General features: G+C 72.5%; 19 protein-coding genes. 13 read left to right on the top strand and 6 right to left on the bottom strand.

The genetic code is table 11. The features are described 5' to 3' along the window. Positions 1-48: 48 nt before the first annotated feature. The 9 genes from BLV05_RS28145 to tcuA all read left to right on the top strand — a co-directional run bounded on the left by BLV05_RS28145 (position 49) and on the right by tcuA (position 8,675). A complete protein-coding gene (locus tag BLV05_RS28145; protein ID WP_083421416.1) occupies positions 49-726 on the top strand; it encodes a GntR family transcriptional regulator in 678 nt (225 codons plus the stop codon). Positions 727-814: 88 nt separating this feature from the next. Continuing rightward, on the top strand, positions 815-1,798 hold the full coding sequence (locus BLV05_RS28140) for an LLM class flavin-dependent oxidoreductase (RefSeq protein WP_082155349.1): 984 nt from the start codon (positions 815-817) through the stop codon (positions 1,796-1,798). Between the two features lie 39 nt (positions 1,799-1,837). Beyond that, positions 1,838-2,266 carry a DUF3830 family protein gene (locus BLV05_RS28135; protein WP_046769663.1) on the top strand — a complete coding sequence of 143 codons (429 nt, stop codon included), beginning with the start codon at positions 1,838-1,840 and terminating at the stop codon, positions 2,264-2,266. Next, a complete protein-coding gene (locus BLV05_RS28130; RefSeq protein ID WP_046769662.1) occupies positions 2,263-2,673 on the top strand; it encodes a DUF3830 family protein in 411 nt (136 codons plus the stop codon). The genes BLV05_RS28135 and BLV05_RS28130 overlap by 4 nt, the downstream gene beginning before the upstream one ends. Before the next feature lie 2 nt (positions 2,674-2,675). Continuing rightward, complete coding sequence (locus tag BLV05_RS28125; RefSeq protein WP_046769661.1) at positions 2,676-3,098, top strand: DUF3830 family protein; 423 nt, start codon at positions 2,676-2,678, stop codon at positions 3,096-3,098. Between the two features lie 11 nt (positions 3,099-3,109). Then, entirely contained in the window at positions 3,110-4,099 is a 990-nt protein-coding gene (locus tag BLV05_RS28120) for a TIGR03557 family F420-dependent LLM class oxidoreductase (RefSeq protein WP_046769660.1), read from the top strand. Between the two features lie 3 nt (positions 4,100-4,102). Continuing rightward, positions 4,103-5,710, top strand: a complete 1,608-nt coding sequence (locus BLV05_RS28115; RefSeq protein WP_046769659.1) for a thiamine pyrophosphate-binding protein — start codon at positions 4,103-4,105, stop codon at positions 5,708-5,710. Between the two features lie 14 nt (positions 5,711-5,724). Next, the gene (locus tag BLV05_RS28110; protein ID WP_046769658.1) at positions 5,725-7,143 is read left to right on the top strand and encodes an aldehyde dehydrogenase family protein; all 1,419 of its coding nucleotides are present in this window, start codon (positions 5,725-5,727) and stop codon (positions 7,141-7,143) included. Between the two features lie 47 nt (positions 7,144-7,190). Further along, positions 7,191-8,675 (top strand): FAD-dependent tricarballylate dehydrogenase TcuA, encoded by a 1,485-nt coding sequence (gene tcuA / locus BLV05_RS28105; RefSeq protein WP_197683366.1) that lies wholly within the window; start codon positions 7,191-7,193, stop codon positions 8,673-8,675. Positions 8,676-8,757: 82 nt separating this feature from the next. Here tcuA and BLV05_RS28100 read toward each other — a convergent pair whose 3' ends face one another. From BLV05_RS28100 to BLV05_RS28075, 6 genes are all read right to left on the bottom strand, one after another. After that, the gene (locus tag BLV05_RS28100; RefSeq protein WP_046769657.1) at positions 8,758-9,378 is read right to left on the bottom strand and encodes a TetR/AcrR family transcriptional regulator; all 621 of its coding nucleotides are present in this window, start codon (positions 9,376-9,378) and stop codon (positions 8,758-8,760) included. A gap of 75 nt (positions 9,379-9,453) precedes the next feature. Further along, on the bottom strand, positions 9,454-9,846 hold the full coding sequence (locus BLV05_RS28095) for an ester cyclase (RefSeq protein WP_046769656.1): 393 nt from the start codon (positions 9,844-9,846) through the stop codon (positions 9,454-9,456). 127 nt (positions 9,847-9,973) lie between these two features. Beyond that, positions 9,974-11,809: a M91 family zinc metallopeptidase gene (locus tag BLV05_RS28090; protein ID WP_052762610.1), complete on the bottom strand. Its 1,836-nt coding sequence runs from the start codon at positions 11,807-11,809 to the stop codon at positions 9,974-9,976. Then, a complete protein-coding gene (locus BLV05_RS28085; RefSeq protein ID WP_046769655.1) occupies positions 11,806-12,474 on the bottom strand; it encodes a hypothetical protein in 669 nt (222 codons plus the stop codon). Before BLV05_RS28085 ends, BLV05_RS28090 begins: the two co-directional genes overlap by 4 nt. Positions 12,475-12,518: 44 nt before the next feature. After that, positions 12,519-12,812, bottom strand: a complete 294-nt coding sequence (locus BLV05_RS28080) for a hypothetical protein (protein WP_152690825.1) — start codon at positions 12,810-12,812, stop codon at positions 12,519-12,521. Positions 12,813-12,894: 82 nt separating this feature from the next. Continuing rightward, entirely contained in the window at positions 12,895-13,620 is a 726-nt protein-coding gene (locus BLV05_RS28075; RefSeq protein ID WP_197683365.1) for a FadR/GntR family transcriptional regulator, read from the bottom strand. Between the two features lie 111 nt (positions 13,621-13,731). Between BLV05_RS28075 and BLV05_RS28070 the strand changes: the two genes are divergently transcribed. Genes BLV05_RS28070 through BLV05_RS28055 form a run of 4 tightly spaced genes read left to right on the top strand, consistent with a single transcriptional unit; the run spans position 13,732 to position 19,231 of the window. Beyond that, positions 13,732-15,837 carry an ABC transporter ATP-binding protein gene (locus BLV05_RS28070; protein WP_046771526.1) on the top strand — a complete coding sequence of 702 codons (2,106 nt, stop codon included), beginning with the start codon at positions 13,732-13,734 and terminating at the stop codon, positions 15,835-15,837. Further along, positions 15,834-16,703 carry an ABC transporter permease gene (locus tag BLV05_RS28065; protein ID WP_152690983.1) on the top strand — a complete coding sequence of 290 codons (870 nt, stop codon included), beginning with the start codon at positions 15,834-15,836 and terminating at the stop codon, positions 16,701-16,703. Before BLV05_RS28070 ends, BLV05_RS28065 begins: the two co-directional genes overlap by 4 nt. Before the next feature lies 1 nt (position 16,704). Continuing rightward, positions 16,705-17,652, top strand: coding sequence for an ABC transporter permease (locus BLV05_RS28060; RefSeq protein ID WP_046771527.1), 948 nt, complete (start codon positions 16,705-16,707; stop codon positions 17,650-17,652). Positions 17,653-17,674: 22 nt separating this feature from the next. Continuing rightward, positions 17,675-19,231 (top strand): ABC transporter substrate-binding protein, encoded by a 1,557-nt coding sequence (locus tag BLV05_RS28055; RefSeq protein ID WP_046771528.1) that lies wholly within the window; start codon positions 17,675-17,677, stop codon positions 19,229-19,231. The last annotated feature ends 2 nt before the right edge of the window (positions 19,232-19,233 follow it).

The raw sequence follows: 19,233 nt of genomic DNA, 5'->3' as shown, positions 1-19,233 counted from the left end.
AAGATCGGCTAGTCTCGAATGCTCATCCTGTGAGAAAGGCAGCACCCGATGGCCACGGCGCCTAGCGACGAACAGCGACGTTTCCCGCCGCCGGACCGCCGGCCGAACCCCTACGAGAAGATCCGGCAGGCGATCCTCTCCGGCGAGCTGGAACCGGGGCAGGCGCTCGTCGAGGCCACGCTCGCCGAGTGGTGCCAGGTCAGCCGCACCCCGGTGCGCGAGGCGCTGACCCGCCTCGAGCAGGACGGCCTGATCCGCCGCGGCGACCGCGGCCTGGTGGTGCGCGAGAGCAGCCCCGAGGAGATCCTCGACATCTACGAGACGCGCATCGTGCTGGAGGCGACGGCGGCCCGGTTCGCCGCCGACCGCCGCAACCAGAACGACCTGCTGCTGCTGCGCCGGATGATCCCGCGCATGGCCAAGCTCGCCGACGCCGACCCCACCACGATGGCGGCCATCAACGCCGAGTTCCACCGGCTGGTGTGGCGGGCCAGCCACAACGGCTCGCTCATCGACCTGCTCGGCCGGCTGAGCATGCACCTGGGCCGCTATCCGGCGACGACGCTGGCCTACCCGGGCCGGTGGGAGACGTCCAACCGCGAGCACGAGCAGCTGGTCGACGCCATCGAGGCACGCAACGGCGAGCTCGCCGCCGACCTCGCCGGGCAGCACTTCACCGCCGCCCGGGACATCCGGCTGAAGCTCTGGGAGACCGACCCGGCCTAGAGCCGCACAGCGCGCGCGGGAAGCCTGGACGGCGTTGTGCGCGACGGTATACATTGGGATGCAATCGTAGACACGGAGGTTCTCGCGCATGCGTTTCGGAGCAGCCATACCGAACTGCCGCGAAGGGAAGGTCTATCCGCCCGGGTTCACCACCCCCCAGGTGCTCACCGACATCGCGGTGACGGCCGAGGCGAGCGGGTTCGACTCGCTCTGGGCCAACGACCTGCAGTCCACCTTCGACGAGGCGTTGTCGGGGCAGGCCCGCGCGACGCCGAACTTCTTCGAGGCCCAGACGACGCTGGCCTTCCTGGCCGCCCGCACCGAGCGGATCCGGTTCGTCACGTCGGCCGTCACGGTGCCGCTGCGCGACCCGATCCTGCTGGCCAAGCAGGTGGCGACGCTCGACGTGCTGTCCGGCGGACGGTACGCGCTCGGCCTCGGGCTGGGCGGCAAGCGCACCGAGCTGGACCGCCTGCGCGGCCGCTTCAGCAGCGAGATCAACCGCGGCCGCTGGCTGGAGGAGTCGCTGGAGCTGCTGGAGAAGCTGCTCACCGAGCAGGTGGTCGACCACGACGGCGAGTACTTCAGCGTCCAGGGCGCCGAGGTCTTCCCCAAGCCGGTGCAGCGTCCGTTCCCGCTGTACATGACCGGCGCCGGCGACGAGATGCTGCGCCGCACCGCCCGGTGGGGCGCCGGCTGGATCCACATGCACATCACGCCGGAGCAGCTGACCGAGCGCGTCCAGGCCCTGCACGCGGCCTGCGCGCAGGTCGACCGCGACCCGGCCGAGATCGAGGTCAGCCTGCAGTTCGACGTGCTCGTCGCGCCGACACGCGCACAGGCGCAGGAGCGGTGGGAGAACTCGCTGGCCCACGGTCTGGGAGCGGCCCGCGGCCGCTCGGCCGAGACGTCCTACATCGTCGGGTCGCCGGCCGACGTCGCGGCCCGGCTGCGGGAGTACGAGGCGGCCGGCATGCGCCACGTCGGGCTCATCCCGAGCGGGAACACCCCGGACCAGGTGCTCGAGCAGCTCCAGCTGCTCGGGAAGGAGGTCATCGCGCAGTTCGCCTAGCGCCGCCGCCACACACGCATCGAGACGGATGGGATGGGAATGAAGAGGATCGAAGTCCGGGTTGGCGACGCCACGGCGCGCTACGCCCTGCTCGAGGACGCGCCGAAGACGGCCGACGCCTTCTGGGAGTCGCTGCCGATCGAGGGCACCATCACGCACGCGCGGTGGGCCGGGTCGGCGGTCTGGGTGAAGACGCCGAACCAGCCGATCGCCGCCCTCGACGACATCGAACTGCCGGTGACGTCGATCTACCCGGGCACGATCGTGGTGCGGCCGAACCCGCGCGGCGTCGCCGAGCTGTTCCTGTCGTACGGCGTGGCCGAGTCGCGCGGCCCGGTGGGCCGCACGTACGCCACGCCGGTGGCCGAGCTGGACGGCGACGGCGCCGAGCTGCTGGCCGCCTTCCGCGCCACCTGGCGCGACGGTTCCACCGAGGTGTCGATCAGCCGGGCGGAGGACGCGTCGTGACGACCTTGCGGATCACCATCGACGGCGTCACCGCCGTCGCCGAGCTCAAGGACGCCGCCGCGCCCAACGGCGTGGCCGCGGTCCTCGCCGCCCTGCCGTTGCAGACCCGGGTCGTGCACGCGAGCCGCAGCGGCAACTGCGCCGTCGTGCACGACGGCGCGCTGCGCGACGAGGCGGCCGGCATCGAGGGCCAGGTCTCCATGTACTACCCGGGCATGGTCGCCTACGACCCCGTCCGCGGCTACCTGGTGCTCGCCTACGGCCAGGGCCAGGCGCGCAGCACCACCGGTACCCACTGGGTGACGTATCTGGGCGACGTGGTCGACAACGCGGCCGAGCTGGCGGCGAAGCTCCAGGACACCCGCGACCGCGGAGCGCTGGACGTGCTGATCGAGCAGGGGGAGTGACGATGACGCAGAAGCGGATCCGGCTGGAGTCCGGCGGCGTGGCCGCGGAGGCGCTGCTGCTGGAGGAGAACGCGCCGAAGGCGACAGCGGCGCTCTGGGAGATGCTCGCCGAGCCGATCGAGCGCAAGCTCATCTCGGCCAAGTGGTCCGGTGACGTCGGCGTGCTGCACCCGGGCGAGGGCCCGCTGCGCGACGTCGCGGAGCTGGAGAATCCGGTGACGTCCATCTACCCGGGTGCGGTCGTGATGCGCCCGCGCGGCAGCGAGATCCTCATCGGCTACGGCGTCGGCGAGTACCGCTGGGCGGTCGGCGTCGACTACACCACCCGGCTGGCCAAGATCGTCACGAACCGGACGGAGTTCCTGTCCGTCGTCGCCCGCACCGCCGACCAGGGCCCGTCGACGATCACCGTCGGCCGGGTCTGAGGGGGCTGACGATGGTCAAGTTCGCCTGGTTGTGCAGTCACGAGTCGTACCAGCCGGAGGACCTCGTCGAGCAGGCCGTCCTGGCCGAGCAGGCCGGGTTCGACACCGTCCTGGGGTCCGACCACTTCCACCCGTGGGTCGACGACACGTCCGCGGCCGGCTTCGTGTGGAGCTGGCTGGGCACCGTGGCCGCCCGCACCGAGCGGGTCGAGCTGGGCACGTCCGTCACCTGCCCGCTGTTCCACTACCACCCCGGCCTGGTCGCCCAGGCCTCGGCCACCGTCCAGCGGCTGTCCGGCGGCCGCCTGCTGCTGGGCGTCGGCAGCGGCGAGGCGATCAACGAGACGCCGCTGGGCTGGGAGTTCCCCGGCTACGGCGAGCGGATGGGTCGCATGCGCGAGGCGCTGGAGATCATCCGGCGGCTGCACGACGGCGAGAAGCTGGACTTCGCCGGCGAGTACTACACGACCACCACCGCCAAGCTCTACAGCCCGCCGACGTCGAAGGTGCCGACGCTGCTCGCGGCCGGTGGGCCGAAGTCGGCCGCGTTCGCCGGCGCCCACGCCGACGGCCTCATCACCAGCGTCAAGAACCCGCAGGACACCATCGCCAAGGTCATCGAGCCGTTCCGGGCGGCGGCCGCCGAGCGCGGCAACGACAACCCGCGCATCCTGGCCACCCGGTGGACCGTGCTGGCCGGCGACGAGGAGGAGGCCTGGCGCGCGCTCGGCCCGATGCGCGGGCTTCGCGCCCCCGGCCGGCTGGAGGCGGCCGACCCGGCCGTGCTGCGCGAGCGGGCCGACGCGATGGACCGCGCCGAGGTGCTCGGCAGTTACACGCTCGTGCCCGACGCCGACGCGCTGGTGGAGGCGTACCGGCCGCTGGTCGAGCAGATCGACGCCGAGTGGGTCTCGATCCAGGTGGCCAGCAACGACCCGGTGGCCACCATCAAGCTCATCGGCGAGAACGTGCTGCCGCGGCTGCGCGAGCTGGCGAGCTGACCGATGGCTGACGAGGCGGCGACCACCGCGGACGTGATGGCGGCCTACCTGGCCGAGGTGGGCACCGAGGCGATCTTCGCCTACCCGGGCGATCCGATCATCGAGTTCATGGAGCGCTCGCGGGTGCGCGGCATCGACGTCGTGCTGGCCCGCCGCGAGGGCACGGCGGCGTTCATGGCCGAGGCGTACGGCATGGTCAGCGGCCGGCCCGGGGTCTGCCTGTCGACGTTGGGCCCGGGGTCCACGGCGCTGGTCAACGGCGTCGCGGCGGCCACGCTGGACCGCGTGCCGATGCTGGCGATCTCGGGGCAGATCGAGTCGGCCCGCGAGCCGTTCTTCACCCACCAGGTGGTCGACCACCAGGCGCTGTTCCGTCCGGTCACCAAGTGGGCCGGGCGCATGGACGCCGGCGCCGTCGCCACCGTCATGCGCAAGGCGCTGCGCACCGCGACCGCCGAACGGCCCGGCGCCGTGCACCTGACTGTCGGGTCCGACACGTTCAAGGCCACGGCGCGCGACGCCGAGGTGTCGGTGCCGCCGCTCGGACCGGCGCGCGGGGGTGTCGGGGTCAACGGCCCCGACCCGGAGCGGCTGCTCGCGGCCGCGCGCCGACCGGTGCTGCTGGCCGGCATCGGCGCGGCGCGGTGCGAGGCCACGGAACAGCTGGTCCGGCTGGCCGAGACCGCGGGCCTGCCGGTGATCGTGGGGCCGATGGCCAAGGGCGTCATCCCCGAGGACTCGCCGATGTTCGCCGGTGTGCTCGACATGGCCTGCAACCAGGTGGTCTGGGACTTCCTGGGCTCCGCCGACCTCATCGTGGCGGCCGGATTCGACCCGGTCGAGCTGATCAAGCCGTGGCGGCTCACCACCCCGGTGCTGCACGTCGACACCACGCCGAACACCGACCAGATCTACGCCGCCGGCACCGAGGTGGTCGGCGACATCGCGGCCGCGCTGGGCTGGCTGGCCGACGGCTGGACCGGCGAGCCGCGGTGGAGCGAGCGGGAGATCAAGGAGCACCGCGCCAGGCTGCGCGACGCCTACTACGACGGTCGGGTGGCCGGCCGGCTCAACCCGACCGACGTGGTGGACGTGGTGGCCGGCCGCTTGGCGGCGACGGCGGTCGTCACGTCCGACGTCGGGTCGCACAAGCTGCTGGTCGGCCAGGGTTGGCCGGCCACCCGGCCGCGCAGCGTGCTGATGACCAACGGCCTGTCGGCGATGGGCTTCGGCGTGCCGGCGGCCATCGCGGCGAAGCTACTGCACCCGGACCGGCCGGTGGCCGCGCTGGTCGGCGACGGCGGCTTCGCCATGGTCGCGACGGAGATGCGGCTGGCGGCGGCGCTCGGCCTGCCGATCGTCGTGGTCGTGTTCGTCGACGGCAGCCTCAACCGGATCGAGCTCAAGCAGATGGCGATCGACTATCCCAGCGTCGCGACCCGCATCGAGGACATCGACCTCGTCCAGCTGGCCGGGGCGATGGGCTGCGACGGCGTCCGGGTGGAGTCGCGGGCCGAGCTGGACCGCGCCATCGAGGGCGCCGACGGCCTGACCCGCCCGCTGGTCGTCGAGGCCCGCATCGACCCGGCCCAGTACGTGTCGCAGTTCTGACCCGAAGGAGAAGCATGAAGCAGCTGCGCCCGTTCGTCGCCGGCGACTGGGCCGACGGCGAGCAGAGCGCCGTCGCGCGCGACACCTACACGCGCGAGCCGGTGGCCGAGGTCCAGTCGCCCGGCCGCGCGCAGGTCGCGGAGGCCACCCGGGCCGTCGCCGCCGCGCAGGCCGGCCAGTCGCTCTCGCCGTACGACCGCTACCGGATCCTCGCCCGCGCCAGTGAGCTGGTGCTCGAGCGGGCCGGCGCGCTGGCCGAGTCGATCGTCACCGACACCGGCTTCACCACCGCCGACGCCCGGCGGGAGGTCGAGCGGACGGCGCAGACGCTGCTGCTGTCCGGCGAGGAGGCCAAGCGGCTGCGCGGCGAGGTGGTGCCGATCGACGCCGACCCGAGCGGGCCTGCCCGGGTCGCGTTCACGGTGCGCCGCCCGGTCGGCGTGGTCTGCGCGATCACCCCGTTCAACTCGCCGCTCAACACCGTCGCGCACAAGATCGCGCCGGCGCTGGCGGCCGGGAACGGCGTGGTGCTGAAGCCGGCCGACCAGACGCCGCTCACCGCGGACCTGCTGCTGCGCGTGCTGCTCGACGCCGGCCTGCCGCCGGGCCTGATCAGCGTCCTGTACGGCGGTGGCCGCACCGTGGGGCAGTGGCTGCTCGAGGACGAGGTGCCGGCCTACTACGCGTTCACCGGCAGCACCACCGTGGGCGAGCAGATCCAGCGCACCATCGGCGTGCGCCGGGCCCAGCTCGAGCTGGGCAGCCTGGCCAGCACCATCGTCTGCGAGGACGCCGACCTCGACCGGGCAGTGCGGCTGTGCGTCAACGCGGCGTTCCGCAAGGCCGGCCAGGTGTGCACGTCGGTGCAGCGCCTCTACGTCCACGAGGCCGTCGTGGACGACGTCACCGCGGCGCTGCGGTCGGCGCTGGACGGCCGGGCGATCGGCGACCCGCGCGACCCCGCGACGTTCATCGGCCCGCTCATCGACGAGCAGGCGGCAGAGCGGGTCGAGAGCTGGGTGTCGGCCGCGGCGGACGGTGGCGCCGAGGTCGTCACCGGCGGTGCGCGCACCGGTGCCGTCGTCCAGCCGACCGTGCTCACCGGCGTCGCGCCGGACATGAACGTCATGTGCCGCGAGATCTTCGGCCCGGTCGTGTCCATCCGCCCGTACACCGACGTCGACGCGGCGATCGACGAGGCCAACGACACGCCGTACGGCCTCGCGGCCGGGCTGTTCACGTCCGACATCGGGCGGGCGCTGCACGTCGCCGGGCGGCTGCGCGTGGGCACCGTGCACGTCAACGAGACCTCCAGCGCGCGCGTCGACCTCATGCCCTTCGGCGGCGTCAAGGCCAGCGGGTTCGGCCACGAGGGGCCCGCCTACGCGATCCGCGACATGACCGAGGAGACGTTGCTGACGCTCGGTCCGTGACGCCGCGTCCGCGCGTCAGCCTGCCCACCGGAGAAGCGGAGACCACCTTGAACCGACTGGGAACCACCCAGCCGTATGCCGACGTCGTCGTCGTGGGCGGCGGCAACGCCGGCTTCTGCGCCGCTCTCGCCGCCGCCGAGCGCGGCCGCTCGGTCGTCCTGCTGGAGAAGGGCGACCGCGAGCACGCCGGGGGCAACAGCTTCTACACGGCGGGTGCGACCCGCATCGTGCACGACGGACTGCCCGACCTGCTCGACATCGTCGAGCCCGACGACCGGCACGGCGTCACCGAGGTGCCGCCCTACTCCGCCGACGACTACGTCGCCGACCTCGCCAAGGTGACCGGCGGGCGCAACGACCCCGACCTCACCCGGGTGCTGGTGGCGCAGAGCAGCCGCGTGGTGCGGTGGCTGCACGGTCACGGGATGCGCTACCGGCTGATGTACGAGCGTCAGGCCTACGAGCGCGACGACGGCACGTACCTGTTCTGGGGCGGGCTGCACGTCGGCAACGTCGACGGCGGGCAGGGCCTCATGGCCGACCACACCCGGGCGGCCGCCGCCCTCGGCGTCGACGTCCGCTACGGCCACGCCGTCCACCGGCTGCTGGTCGACGGCGGCGCCGTCACCGGCGTCGGGTACGTGACGAGCGACGGCGGCCGCGGCGAGCTGGCGGCGTCGTCGGTGGTGCTGGCAGCGGGCGGGTTCGAGGCCGACCCGCGGCTGCGCGAACGCTACCTCGGCCGCGGCTGGGCCAACGCCCGGGTCCGCGGCACGCCGAACAACACCGGCGAGGTGCTGGTCGAGGCGCTGCGGATCGGCGCCGGGCGGGCCGGCGACTGGTCCACCTGCCACGCCGTCGCGTGGGACGCCGGACACCCGAACAACGAGAGCAACCGCGAGCTGACCAACCGGCTGACCCGGCAGAGCTACCCGCTCGGCATCGTCGTCAACGTCGACGGCGAGCGCTTCGTCGACGAGGGCGAGGACTTCCGCAACTACACCTACGCCAAGTACGGCAGCCAGATCCTCGAGCAGCCCGGCTCGGTCGCCTTCCAGCTGTTCGACGCCGAGCTGCGGCCGCTGCTGCGGGCCGAGGAATACGACATGCCCGGCATCACCGTCGTCGTGGCCGACACGATCGAGGAGCTGGCCCGCCGGGCCGGCATCGACGAGCCCGGGCTGCGCAAGACGGTCGCCGAGTACAACGCCGCCATCGACACCACGGCGCGCTTCGACCCGACGGTCAAGGACGGCCGCAGCGCCGGCGTCCGCCCGCCGAAGAGCAACTGGGCCGCTCCGCTGCGCACGCCGCCGTTCTACGCCTACCCCGTGACCTGCGGCATCACTTTCACCTTCGGCGGCCTGCGGGCCGACACCCACGGCCGCGTCCTCACCGGCGACGGCACGCCGATGCCCGGCCTGCTGGTCGCGGGGGAGATGCTCGGCGGGCTGTTCAGCGGCAACTACCCGGGCGGCACCGGCCTCGCCGCCGGCGCCGTCTTCGGCCACCGCGCCGGCTCGGTCGCCTGACCCCCTCCCGCCCCTTCCCCCTCGCCGTTGATCATGGAAAAAGTCGGGTTCCGGTGCACTGAGAACCCGACTTTCGCCATGATCAACTGCTGCTGGAGGAGGGCTGCCAGTTGCGCAGCGCGATGTCGACGACGTCCTCGAGGTCGTCGTGACTGGCACCGCTGGCCGCCTGGACGGCGATGCCGTTGCCCACCGTCATGATGTAGCGCGCGAGTTGCCCCGGGTCGGCGTCGAGCGGCAGGTCGCCCTCGTCGACGGCGCGCTGGAAGCGCTGCTCGAGGTGCTGGCAGGCCTCGTTGCGCCAGGCGACGAGCACGTCGTGCGCGGGCCGGCCGCCGTCGCTGTCGGGCAGCGCGCCCTGCACCGTCAGGCATCCGTGCGGGCGGTCGGGACGGGTGGTGGTGTCGACCGCACCGCGGAGGAACGCCTCGGCCACCGCTCGCGCGGTCGGCTCGTCCAGCGCGCGGGTGGCATAGGCGGCCGGCCCCTCGCTGTAGCGCTGCAGTGCCAGGCGGAACAGCTGCTCCTTGTTGCCGAAGGCCGCGTACATGCTCGGCTTGGTGATGCCCATGGCGCTGGTGAGATCGCCGAGGCTGGACCCCTCGTAGCCCTTCTCCCAGAACACCCGCAGCGCCCGCTCGAGCGCCTCGTCGACGTCGAATCCTCTGGGCCGGCCGATGAGCGCACCCCGAGAGCCAGCCATGTCAGGATGCTACTCCTCGGTACCGATCGGGACCGGTCGGTACCGAGGAGCAGGGCTTGGGCCGGGACCCGGACGTCAGGACTCCAACTGCCGCTGCACCGCCTGGGCGTCGATCAGATAGTTCATCTCGTAGAAGCGCCCGTCGCGGACCTTGTGGAAGCTGTACTCCGCGAACTCCAAGGTGGCACCGGTCGGTGCCACGCCGAGCCACTCCTTCGTGTGCGTGCCCTTGTTGAACAGGCGGGCCGCCACGCGGTCACCGTCGATGGCGACGTCCTGGACCCGCCAGGCGAAGTCCGGCACCGCGTCACCGTGCGCCTGCAGCTCCGCGATGATGTCGTCGCGGGTGACCGCCTTCCCGTTCTCGATGAGCTCGTCGTGAACGAACTCGGTCATGCGGTGGAACTCGTGAGCGTTGAGCGCCTCGATGTAGCGCTCGAAGACCTCGCGCACCTCGGACTCGGACATGGTGGTCTCTCCCTCTCACCCCGGTCGGGGTGTGTAGTCGGATACAGAGGGGAGAACTCGACCGCGTGGACATCTATTCCAGTCGGTACAGAAGTCGTCGATCACACCAGGCACACGCCTGCAGCGCTCAGTACTGGTTGCGGTTGGGCAGGCCGAGTTCGTCGCGGAAGGCGTTCTCGGTGTAGTCGAAGTCGTAGTCGGGGTCGATCACCTCGGGGGTGTTGGGGTCGTCGTCGTGGTCGAAGGGGAGGCCGACGTTCTGCCGCTCGATCAGCGGGGTGCCGTCGGAGTACTCCTCGTCGTCGTCGAACTCGTCGCTCGAGCCGCTGCGGTACTGGTTGATGTGGCCCAGCTCGTGGAAGAAGAACACCGACGGCGGGGTGATGTCGTAGTCCTCGGTGTAGCCCATGTCGTAGCCGGGCGAGGTGTGGTTGACGTCGAGCTCGACGCGGTACTCGTCGCCGTCGTAGGAGGCGCTGTTGTTGCCGCCGGGGTGCTCGGCGATGGTGACCTTGTCCTTGCCGTACCCGAGGAAGCCGGAGTCGTCGTAGTGCTCGCCCTGGCGCTCGAGCATCTTCTGGCCGGTCGGGCTGGACGCCATCATGTGCAGGTCGGCGAGCACGCGGTCCTTGAACTCCTGCGAGCCACCCACCTCGATCTCCAGCCAGCGCAGGTACTCCTCCTCGGACGGGATCTCGACGACGACGACGTTCTCGTCGCCGGGCGCGCTGTCGCCCGCCTCGGCGTAGACGGTGTCGAGGCCGAGCTCGCCGTCGACGGTGTCGTCGCCGCCGCCGGCGTAGACGGTGTCGTTGCCGGTGCCGCCGAAGATGCGGTCGTCGCCGTAGCCGCCGGAGATGGTGTCGTGGTGGTCGCCGCCGAAGACGCGGTCGTCGCCGGACGCGCCCTCGAGGTAGTCGCGGCCGTCGCCGCCGATGACGACGTCGTCGCCGTCCATGCCGTAGACGACGTCGTCGCCGAGCCGGCCGGCCAGGACGTCGTCGCCCGTGCTGCCGTCGACGTAGTCGTCGTCGCGGCCGCCGCTGATGAAGTCGTCGCCGGCGCCGGTCTCGATGGTGTCGATGCCGTCGCCGCCGAACGCCTCGACGTCGCCGTCGGAGCCCTGGGCCATGACGGTGTCGTCGCCGGCGCTGGTGGCGAAGCGCACATGCACCTCCGTGCCGCGTGGCACGAGGATCTCGTCGTCGCCGTGGCCGGTGTTGATGACGACCTCCTCGCCGGCGGCGATGCGCTGGGTCGTGAGGTTGCCGGCGGCGTCGGTGATGTTCACGATCGTCTCGCCGGTGTTGGGGTCGACGGTGACCACGACCTTGTCGTTGCCGTCGCCGGTGCTGATGACGGTGGTGCCGTCGAGCGAGGTGGTCTGGATGTCGTAGGACGTCGCGGTCGGGATTGTCCAGCCGGGGTCGGTGCCGTCGGCGGCGTCGCTCCACGCCTCGGCCAGCGCGTAGAGGTCGCGGCCCAGTTCGAGCAGGGTCGCGTCGCGGGTGCGCACCAGGGCGATGGCGTCGTCGACGATGCCCTGCGCGGTGTCGAACTCGGTGTTGACGTGGCTGAGGTCGTCGTCCTCCTTCCACGGGGTGAAGCTGACCATGCCGTCGGCGCGCACCGCGGACTTCGTGCCGGCCGCCGCCCGGGCGAAGCTGGCGTCGAGATCGTCCTGGGCGTCGTGCACGTCGGTCTTGAGCTGGCCGAGGAGGTCGGCGATGCCTCCGTAGGCGTCGGACGCGTCGCCGAGCACGGTCGCGACCTTCGTGGCGTGCGCGAAGTAGCTGTCGGCCATCGAGCACTCCCAGTTGAGGCGGAGCTCGGCCTCGCGGTTGCGCTGGTTCGTCGCCTCGCTGCCGAAGTCGTTCGCGAGGGTCTGCCAGGCCTGCCGTGCGGTGTCGAGGTACCCGGTGTCGGCCTGCAGGTCCCAGACGTCGGGGAGTGTGACGGTCATCGGTCGCCTCCGAGTGCGCCGGGCGGGAGATCGGCGGCCGTCGAGCAGACGAGCCGGCGATCGGGGGTGTGGTCGGCCATGGTCGGTTCGCCGGGCTCGCCGGGGTCGGGCGCGACCTGGACGCAGAACGACCACGACGTGGCGTCGGCCGGCAGGGCGTCCGGGCCCGGCACCTCGAACGTGCCGGCGTCGGGCGCGATGCGCCGCAGCGGGGTCAGCGCGAACGCGCGGCCGGTGAGGGACTCGCCGGGCTCCAGCCGCACGGCGGGCGCCCGGTACGCCGTGCCGGTGTCGCCGGTGGTCGCGAAGACCTCTTTGGTGACGAGGATCGCGCCGGCGTCGTCGGCGTAGACCCAGCTGGACTCGGCGGTGTCGGGCAGCGGGACGTCGACGGACGGCGTGATGTCGGCCGGCCGTCGCTCCACCACGAGGACCGCGACGTCGGCGTTGTTGGTGACGGTGTAGTCGGCGACCAGGCCGGACGTGCCCGGCGGGTACTCCGGCCCGGTGGGCGCGCCGGTTCCGAGCCGCGCGTCGAGGGCGACGTCGAGCTCGGCCGGCGCCGTCGGCGTGCCGTCGCCGCCGTCGCCCGGATCGTCGTCGCCGCCGCACCCGGCCAGGACGCTCACGGCGACCACCGCCGTGACCGCTCCCCCCAGCCGCATCGCCGGTCCTCTCGTCGTCGCATGGCCGCTGTCCCTTCGACGCGTCACGGCTTCCTGCGGTTCAGGACCTCGTCGATGTCGCGAGAGGCGCGCTGGATGTTGTCGCCGTCGGACTCGAGGACGGCGCAGAGGTTCTCGACCAGCCGGGCGGAGGAGTACACGGCCGTCTGGTAGCTCTCGTGGATCATCACCCCGACCGTCGCCTGGCCGAGGGACGCGCGGTCGAACGTGCCCTGCTCGCCCACGGCGGCGCCGGACTCGGTGAGGTCGCGCGACGACGTGAGCATGCGGTTGCCGACGTCGTTGAGGGTTTCTGGATTGGCTTTGACTGTGCTCATGACATGGTCTCCCGAGTCCCCGTCCGTCTCGTGTAACCGTGCCCTGCGACGATCTTAACCGGTCACGCAGAATCGGGGTATTTCACTCCTGGTCGACGGGCCGGTCGTCGCTCACTCGTTCCTCGATGCCGACGTAGTGCTGCCGGACGGCGTCGCGGGCTCGTTCGGCGTCGCCGCTGAGCACGGCCTTGACGATGGCGGCGTGCAGGGCGTGGATCCGCCGGGGATCGCGGCCGTGGACCGGGGGAGCGGCGCGGTGGTACGCCTGCCAGAACAGGTCGAACAGCTGCAGCAGCATCTCGTTGCCGAGGTCGGCGAAGAGCAGCCGGTGGAACTCGCGGTCCTGGTCGGCGAAGTTCTCGCCCCGGCCGGCCCGCTCGCCCATGTCGGCCAGGACGACGCGCAGCGCGGCGACCCGCTCCGGCGTGATCGCGTGCATGGCGTCGGCGATCATGCCGGCCTCGAGCGCCTTGCGCAGCGCGACCAGCTCGCTGAGCGCGCGGCGCCCCTGCATCAGGCCGTAGGGGAGGTTGTCGAGCAGCGGGGTGAAGGAGAAGTCCTTGATGTAGACGCCGCTGCCGCGCCGCGTCTCGAGGACGCCGGTGGACTCCAGTGCCTTGACCGCCTCGCGCACGGAGTTGCGGCTCACGCCGAACAGCCGGGCCAGCTCGGCCTCGGGCTTGAGCGCGTCGCCGGGGCGCAGGTCCTGCTTGATGATGTAGTGCCGGATCTCCTCCTGCACGGTCTTGTGCAGTGGGGGAAGCGGCTCCAGGCGCCGGAACGCCGGCTCCTGCTCTGTGTCGCTCAAGGTGTGTCCGCCCTCTTGACAGTGTCGTGAGCGACATCCTACGGTCACCAACCTGTAGGATGTCTAGCAGGGTGCCGGACGGTGTTCGGTGCCCTGGCCCGAGGAGGGTCGATGGCACCAGCGCGGGCGCGGGCCCCTGTCGGCGCAGCTCAGCAGTCCACGGCCGGAGCTCGGCCGGCGCTGAGCATTCGTGACCTGACGGTCGAGTTCGGCACCTCCGCCGGTGTGGTCCGCGCGGCCGACCGGGTGAGCTACGACGTAGGCGCCGGCGAGACGCTGGGCGTGGTGGGCGAGACCGGCTCGGGCAAGAGCGTCACCGTCCTGGCGGCGCTGGGGCTGCTGACGGCGCGGAACCTGCGGCGGGTGTCGGGCGAGGTGCTGCTCGACGGCATCGACCTGCTGGCGCTGAGCGACGCCGAGCGGCGGCGCGTGCTCGGCCGCGACGTGGCGATGATCTTCCAGGACCCCATCTCGGCGCTCGACCCGGTCCAGCGCGTGGGCGACCAGATCGCCGAGACGCTGCTCGTGCACGATCGCGCGCTGTCCGCGAAGGCGGCCCGGTCGCGGGTGGTCGAGCTGCTGACCATGGTCGGCGTCCCGGACCCGGAGCGCCGGCTCGCGCAGTACCCGCACCAGTTCTCCGGCGGCATGTGCCAGCGGGCGATGATCGCGATGGCCATCGCGAACCGGCCGAAGGTGCTCATCGCCGACGAGCCCACGACGGCCCTGGACGTGAGCGTCCAGGCGCAGATCCTCGACGTCCTGCGGGTGGCGGCGGACGAGACCGGCGCCGCGACCGTGCTGATCACCCACGATCTCGGCGTCGTCGCCGAGACCGCCGACCGGCTCTGCGTCATGTACGGCGGGCGGGTGGTGGAGACCGGCGCGGTCGGCGACGTGTTCGCCGCGCCGCGGCACCCGTACACGGGCGCGCTGCTGGCGTCGCTGCCGCGACTGGACGCACCGGTCGAGCGGCTGGCGCCGATCCCCGGCCGGCCGCCGGACCTGACGCTGCTGCCCGCGGGCTGCGCGTTCGAGCCGCGCTGCCCGGTCGGCCGCGGTCGCGCCGAGTGCGTCACGACCCGGCCGGAGCCGAGCGCCGCGGGCGGCGGGTTCAGCGCGTGCCACTTCCCGGACGAGGCGGCCGCCGTGCCGGCGCCGGTCGTGAGCACGGCCCAGGCCGCCCGGGCGGACACCGAGCCCGGCGGCGAGGTCGTCCTGGAGCTGCTCGACGTGCAGAAGCGGTTCCCGGTCCGGTCCGGCGTCTTCGCCCGCGCCTCGGCCTGGGTGCACGCGGTCGACGGCGTCTCGCTGGAGATCCGCCGCGGGCGCACGCTCGGCCTGGTCGGCGAGTCCGGCTGCGGCAAGTCGACGCTGGCCTCGCTGCTGCTGCGGCTGCAGGACCCGACCGCCGGTGAGATCCAGGTCGTCGGCCGCGACCTCGTCCGGGCCGGACGAGCCGAGCTGCGGCAGCTGCGCCGGCAGGTGCAGATGGTGTACCAGGACCCGGTCGCGTCGCTGAACCCCCGGCTCACCGTCGGCGACAACGTCGCCGAGCCGCTGCGGCTGGCCGGTGGCATGCCCCGGCGCGAGCGGCAGGCCCGGGTGCTCGACCTGTTCGGTCAGGTGGGCCTGCGGCCGGAGCACACCGGCCGGTACCCGTCGGAGTTCTCCGGCGGGCAGCGCCAGCGGGTGGCCATCGCCCGGGCGCTGGCGCTGCAGCCGCGGCTGCTCGTGCTGGACGAGCCGGTGTCGGCGCTGGACGTGTCCGTGCAGGCCCAGGTGCTCAACCTGCTCGCCGACCTGCAGCGCGAGTCGGGCATGGCCTACCTGTTCGTCAGCCACGACCTGTCCGTCGTGCGGCAGGTGGCCGACGAGGTCGCCGTCATGTACCTGGGCAAGATCGTCGAGAGCGGCGCCGCCGACCGGATCTACCGCCGTCCGCGGCACCCGTACACCCGTGCCCTGCTGGCGTCGGTGCCCGTCGCCGACCCGGCCGGCCGCGAGACGCGCTCGCGGGCCCCGCTCGGCGGCGACCCGCCGAGCCCGGCCGACCCGCCGTCGGGGTGCCGGTTCCGCACGCGCTGCCCGATGGCCGAGGCCCGCTGCGCGGCGGAGGAGCCCGTCCTGCGCGAGGTCGACGGCGGACTCACCGCCTGCCACTTCGCCGAGCGGACCGACGCGGTGCTCCGTCCCGACGGGACGGTGCGGCCGTGAGCGCGGCGGTGCGCCGCTTCGCCCGGTCGCGGTCCGCCGTCGTGGGCGCCGCCGGGTTGCTGCTGCTGGTGACGATGGCCGTGCTCGCGCCGCTGGTCGCCCCGTTCGACCCGAACGAGCAAGGCGCGCAGAACCTGCTCGGACCGTCGGGCACGCACCTGCTCGGCACCGACGAGCTGGGCCGCGACATCGCCTCCCGGGTGATCTACGGCGCCCGCGCGTCGCTCGTGGTGGGCGCCGGCGCCGCGGCGTTCGGCGCGATCGTCGGGGTGCCGCTCGGACTGGTCGCGGGGTATCTGGGGCGCTGGGTCGACGCGACGGCGATGCGCCTGGTCGACCTGATGCTGGCCGTGCCGGGGATCCTGCTCGCGCTCGTCATCATCGCGGTGCTCGGCCCGGGCCGGCTGAACCTGGTGCTGGCCATCGGCATCGGCTCCGTGCCCGAGTTCGCCCGGCTGACCAGGGCGGCGACCCTGGCACTGCGGGAACGTGACTTCGTCCGGGCGTCACGGGGCATGGGCGCACCGGCCGCCGACACGATGTTCCGGACCGTGCTGCCCAACATCCTCGGGCCGATCGTCGTGCAGCTGGTCGTCACCGCGTCGCTGGCCGTCGTCGTCGAGGCCGGCCTCAGCCTGCTGGGCCTGGGGACGCCGCCGCCCGCGCCGTCGTGGGGCGGCATGCTCCAGGACGCGCGGTCGTACCTCTACCAGAGCCCCTGGTACGGCGTCTTCCCCGGACTGTGCCTCGCGTTCACCGTCTTCTGCCTCGACCGCGTCGGACGCGGCCTCCAACAGGTCGCGGGCACCGCCGACGCCGGCGACGCCACCGGCCCGGCCGGCGGCGCACGGGAAGGGACGCTCTGAGATGTACGCCTACCTCGTGCGCCGGCTGGCCCAGTTCGCCGTCGTCCTCGTCCTGGGCTCGATCGCGGTCTGGGCCTTCGTGTTCGCGCTGCCGGGCGACCCGGCGACCGTGCTGGCCGGCCCGGACGCGTCGGAAGCCGAGCAGGCCGCGATCCGCGACCGGCTCGGCCTGGACCGCTCGATCGTCGCGCAGTACGGCATCTGGCTGGGGCACGCCCTGACCGGCGACCTCGGCACGTCGTTCTACTCGGCCGACTCCGTGACGGCGACGCTGGCCGACTACGTGCCGGCGACGGCGCAGCTGGCGGTGCTGGCGATGGTCCTGACGCTGCTGATCGCGGTTCCGGTCGGCACCGTCGTGGCGCTTCGGCCCGGCTCCGCCGTCGGGCGGATCCTGTCCGGCTACCTCACCGTCGGGCTGGCGGTGCCGGCGTTCTGGCTGGGCCTGCTCCTCATCATCGTGTTCGCCGTCCACCTGCAACTGCTGCCGGCCGCCGGCGACTACGTGCCGTTCTGGCAGGACCCGGCCGAGGCGCTGCGCGTCACGATCCTGCCCGCCGCGGCCATCGCCGTGCACGCGTCCAGCGTCACCGCACGCTTCCTGGCCAGTTCCCTCGGCGAGGTGATGGGACGCGACTTCATCCGCACCGCGCGCGCCAAGGGCGTCCCCGAGCGCGACGTCGTCCGCCGGCACGCCCTGCGCAACGCCGCCCTGCCCACGGTGACCGTGGTCGGCATCCAGCTCGGCGGCTTCCTCGGCGGCACCGTCGTGATCGAGGCCGTCTTCAACTATCCCGGCCTCGGCCGGCTGCTCTACACGTCCATCGGCGACCGCGACTACGCCGTCGTGCAAGGCGGCGTGCTGTTCGTCGTGGCCACGTTCCTCTGCCTCAACCTGCTGGTCGACCTGCTCTACGCCTACCTCGACCCGCGCATCCGCCTGTCCTGACCTCTCAGACAAGGAGAACCCCATGGCACACCCGGCGCCACACCTGAGCCGCCGCACGCTGCTTCGCTCCATGGGCGTCGCCGGCGCCGGCACCCTCATCGGCATCCCGCTGCTGAGCGCCTGCGGCGGCGGCGACGACCCCTCGCCGTCGTCCGGCGGAGGCGGCGGCGGCCAGGGCGGGCGGCTGACGCTCGGCACGACGCAGATCATGCAGTTCGACCCCTACCTGACCAACTCGGCGCTGCACATCCACGCGTTCTACAGCTACCTGATCGACTACGCGGACGGGTACGAGCCGGTGCCCGCCGCCGCGGAGACGTGGGAGTTCGCCGCCGACCAGACGTCGGTCACCATCACTTTGCGCGAGACGACGTTCCACGACGGCGCGCCGGTCACCGCGGCCGACGTCGTCGCCGGCGTCGAGCGGGCCAAGAACCCGGAGGCGGCCTTCACGCTGGCCGAGCCGTCCGCGTTCATCGCGTCCGCGACCGCGGTCGACGAGCGGACCGTTCGCGTCGACTTCGCCGGCCCGACGCCCGAGGCGCTGGTGATCGACTGGATGTTCGCCTTCCCGCTGGTCCCGGCGGCGAGCAACGACGCGGTGACGCTGGAGACCGAGCCGGCCGGGTCCGGCCCGTTCCTGCTCGAGTCGTTCCAGCGCGACCGCAGCCTCGTCCTGGCGCGCAACTCCGCCTACTGGTCCGAGGGGAAGCCGCACCTCGACGAGGTCGAGTACCGCTTCTTCGACGACGAGGAGGCGCTGGTCACCGCGCTGGAGTCGGGCGACGTCGACGGCGCGGTGTACCTGGCGCTGCGCCACGCGGAGCGGCTCGAAGGACGCTTCAGCCTGGTGGAGGGCGGCGGCCGGATGGACCTGTTCTTCATGAACGCGGCCATGCCGCCGTTCGACGACAAGGCGCTGCGGCAGGCCGTGGCCCGGGCGATCGACCGCGAACGGATCATCGAGCAGGTCCGGTTCGGCCTCGGCGAGCCCATCTACACCGCGTTCATGCCGCCCTCGCCCGCCTTCGACCCGGCCTACCTCGACTCGCACGGCTTCGACCTCGACGCGGCCGCGGCGATGCTCGACGCCGCCGGCGGCGCCCGCCAGGCGGTCGCGGGCGTGGGCGACGAGCCCGGCGCCATCGAGATCCTGCAGATCATCCAGGCCGACCTGGACAAGATCGGGTTCGAGCTGACCATCGAGCCGATGGAGCAGACCACGTTCCTCGACGAGCTGTTCGCCGGCCGCCTGCAGTGCTGCGTCGCGGCCCAGCCGAACAACCTGCAGAGCCCGTCGCTCATCTCCCGCGGCCGGCAGATGCTGCCGAGCACGGACAACGTCATGCTCGGGGCGGCCGTGCCCGACGCCTACGTCCAGGCGGTCGCGGGCGCCCGCACCGCCGTCACCGAGCCGGACCAGCAGGCGGCCTTCGCCGCGCTCAACGAGGTGCTGGTCGACGAGGCGTGGGCGATCGGCATCGCGACCAGGCCGTCGCTGTCGGCGCTGAAGGACGGCGTCACCGGCCTCGCGGTCGACCCGCGCGACTTCCTGGTGCTCGACGACCTCCAGGCCTGAGA

This window comes from Jiangella alkaliphila (genome assembly GCF_900105925.1).
GTDB lineage: Bacteria > Actinomycetota > Actinomycetes > Jiangellales > Jiangellaceae > Jiangella > Jiangella alkaliphila.
This window is presented reverse-complemented; position numbering and strand designations above follow the sequence as displayed.

Coding starts and splice junctions, on each gene's coding strand:
- BLV05_RS28145 (WP_083421416.1), top strand. CDS start 49: ATGGCCACGGCGCCTAGCGACGAACAGCGACGTTTCCCGCCGCCGGAC.
- BLV05_RS28140 (WP_082155349.1), top strand. CDS start 815: ATGCGTTTCGGAGCAGCCATACCGAACTGCCGCGAAGGGAAGGTCTAT.
- BLV05_RS28135 (WP_046769663.1), top strand. CDS start 1,838: ATGAAGAGGATCGAAGTCCGGGTTGGCGACGCCACGGCGCGCTACGCC.
- BLV05_RS28125 (WP_046769661.1), top strand. CDS start 2,676: ATGACGCAGAAGCGGATCCGGCTGGAGTCCGGCGGCGTGGCCGCGGAG.
- BLV05_RS28120 (WP_046769660.1), top strand. CDS start 3,110: ATGGTCAAGTTCGCCTGGTTGTGCAGTCACGAGTCGTACCAGCCGGAG.
- BLV05_RS28115 (WP_046769659.1), top strand. CDS start 4,103: ATGGCTGACGAGGCGGCGACCACCGCGGACGTGATGGCGGCCTACCTG.
- BLV05_RS28110 (WP_046769658.1), top strand. CDS start 5,725: ATGAAGCAGCTGCGCCCGTTCGTCGCCGGCGACTGGGCCGACGGCGAG.
- BLV05_RS28100 (WP_046769657.1), bottom strand. CDS start 9,378: ATGGCTGGCTCTCGGGGTGCGCTCATCGGCCGGCCCAGAGGATTCGAC.
- BLV05_RS28095 (WP_046769656.1), bottom strand. CDS start 9,846: ATGTCCGAGTCCGAGGTGCGCGAGGTCTTCGAGCGCTACATCGAGGCG.
- BLV05_RS28090 (WP_052762610.1), bottom strand. CDS start 11,809: ATGACCGTCACACTCCCCGACGTCTGGGACCTGCAGGCCGACACCGGG.
- BLV05_RS28085 (WP_046769655.1), bottom strand. CDS start 12,474: ATGCGGCTGGGGGGAGCGGTCACGGCGGTGGTCGCCGTGAGCGTCCTG.
- BLV05_RS28080 (WP_152690825.1), bottom strand. CDS start 12,812: ATGAGCACAGTCAAAGCCAATCCAGAAACCCTCAACGACGTCGGCAAC.
- BLV05_RS28070 (WP_046771526.1), top strand. CDS start 13,732: ATGGCACCAGCGCGGGCGCGGGCCCCTGTCGGCGCAGCTCAGCAGTCC.
- BLV05_RS28060 (WP_046771527.1), top strand. CDS start 16,705: ATGTACGCCTACCTCGTGCGCCGGCTGGCCCAGTTCGCCGTCGTCCTC.
- BLV05_RS28055 (WP_046771528.1), top strand. CDS start 17,675: ATGGCACACCCGGCGCCACACCTGAGCCGCCGCACGCTGCTTCGCTCC.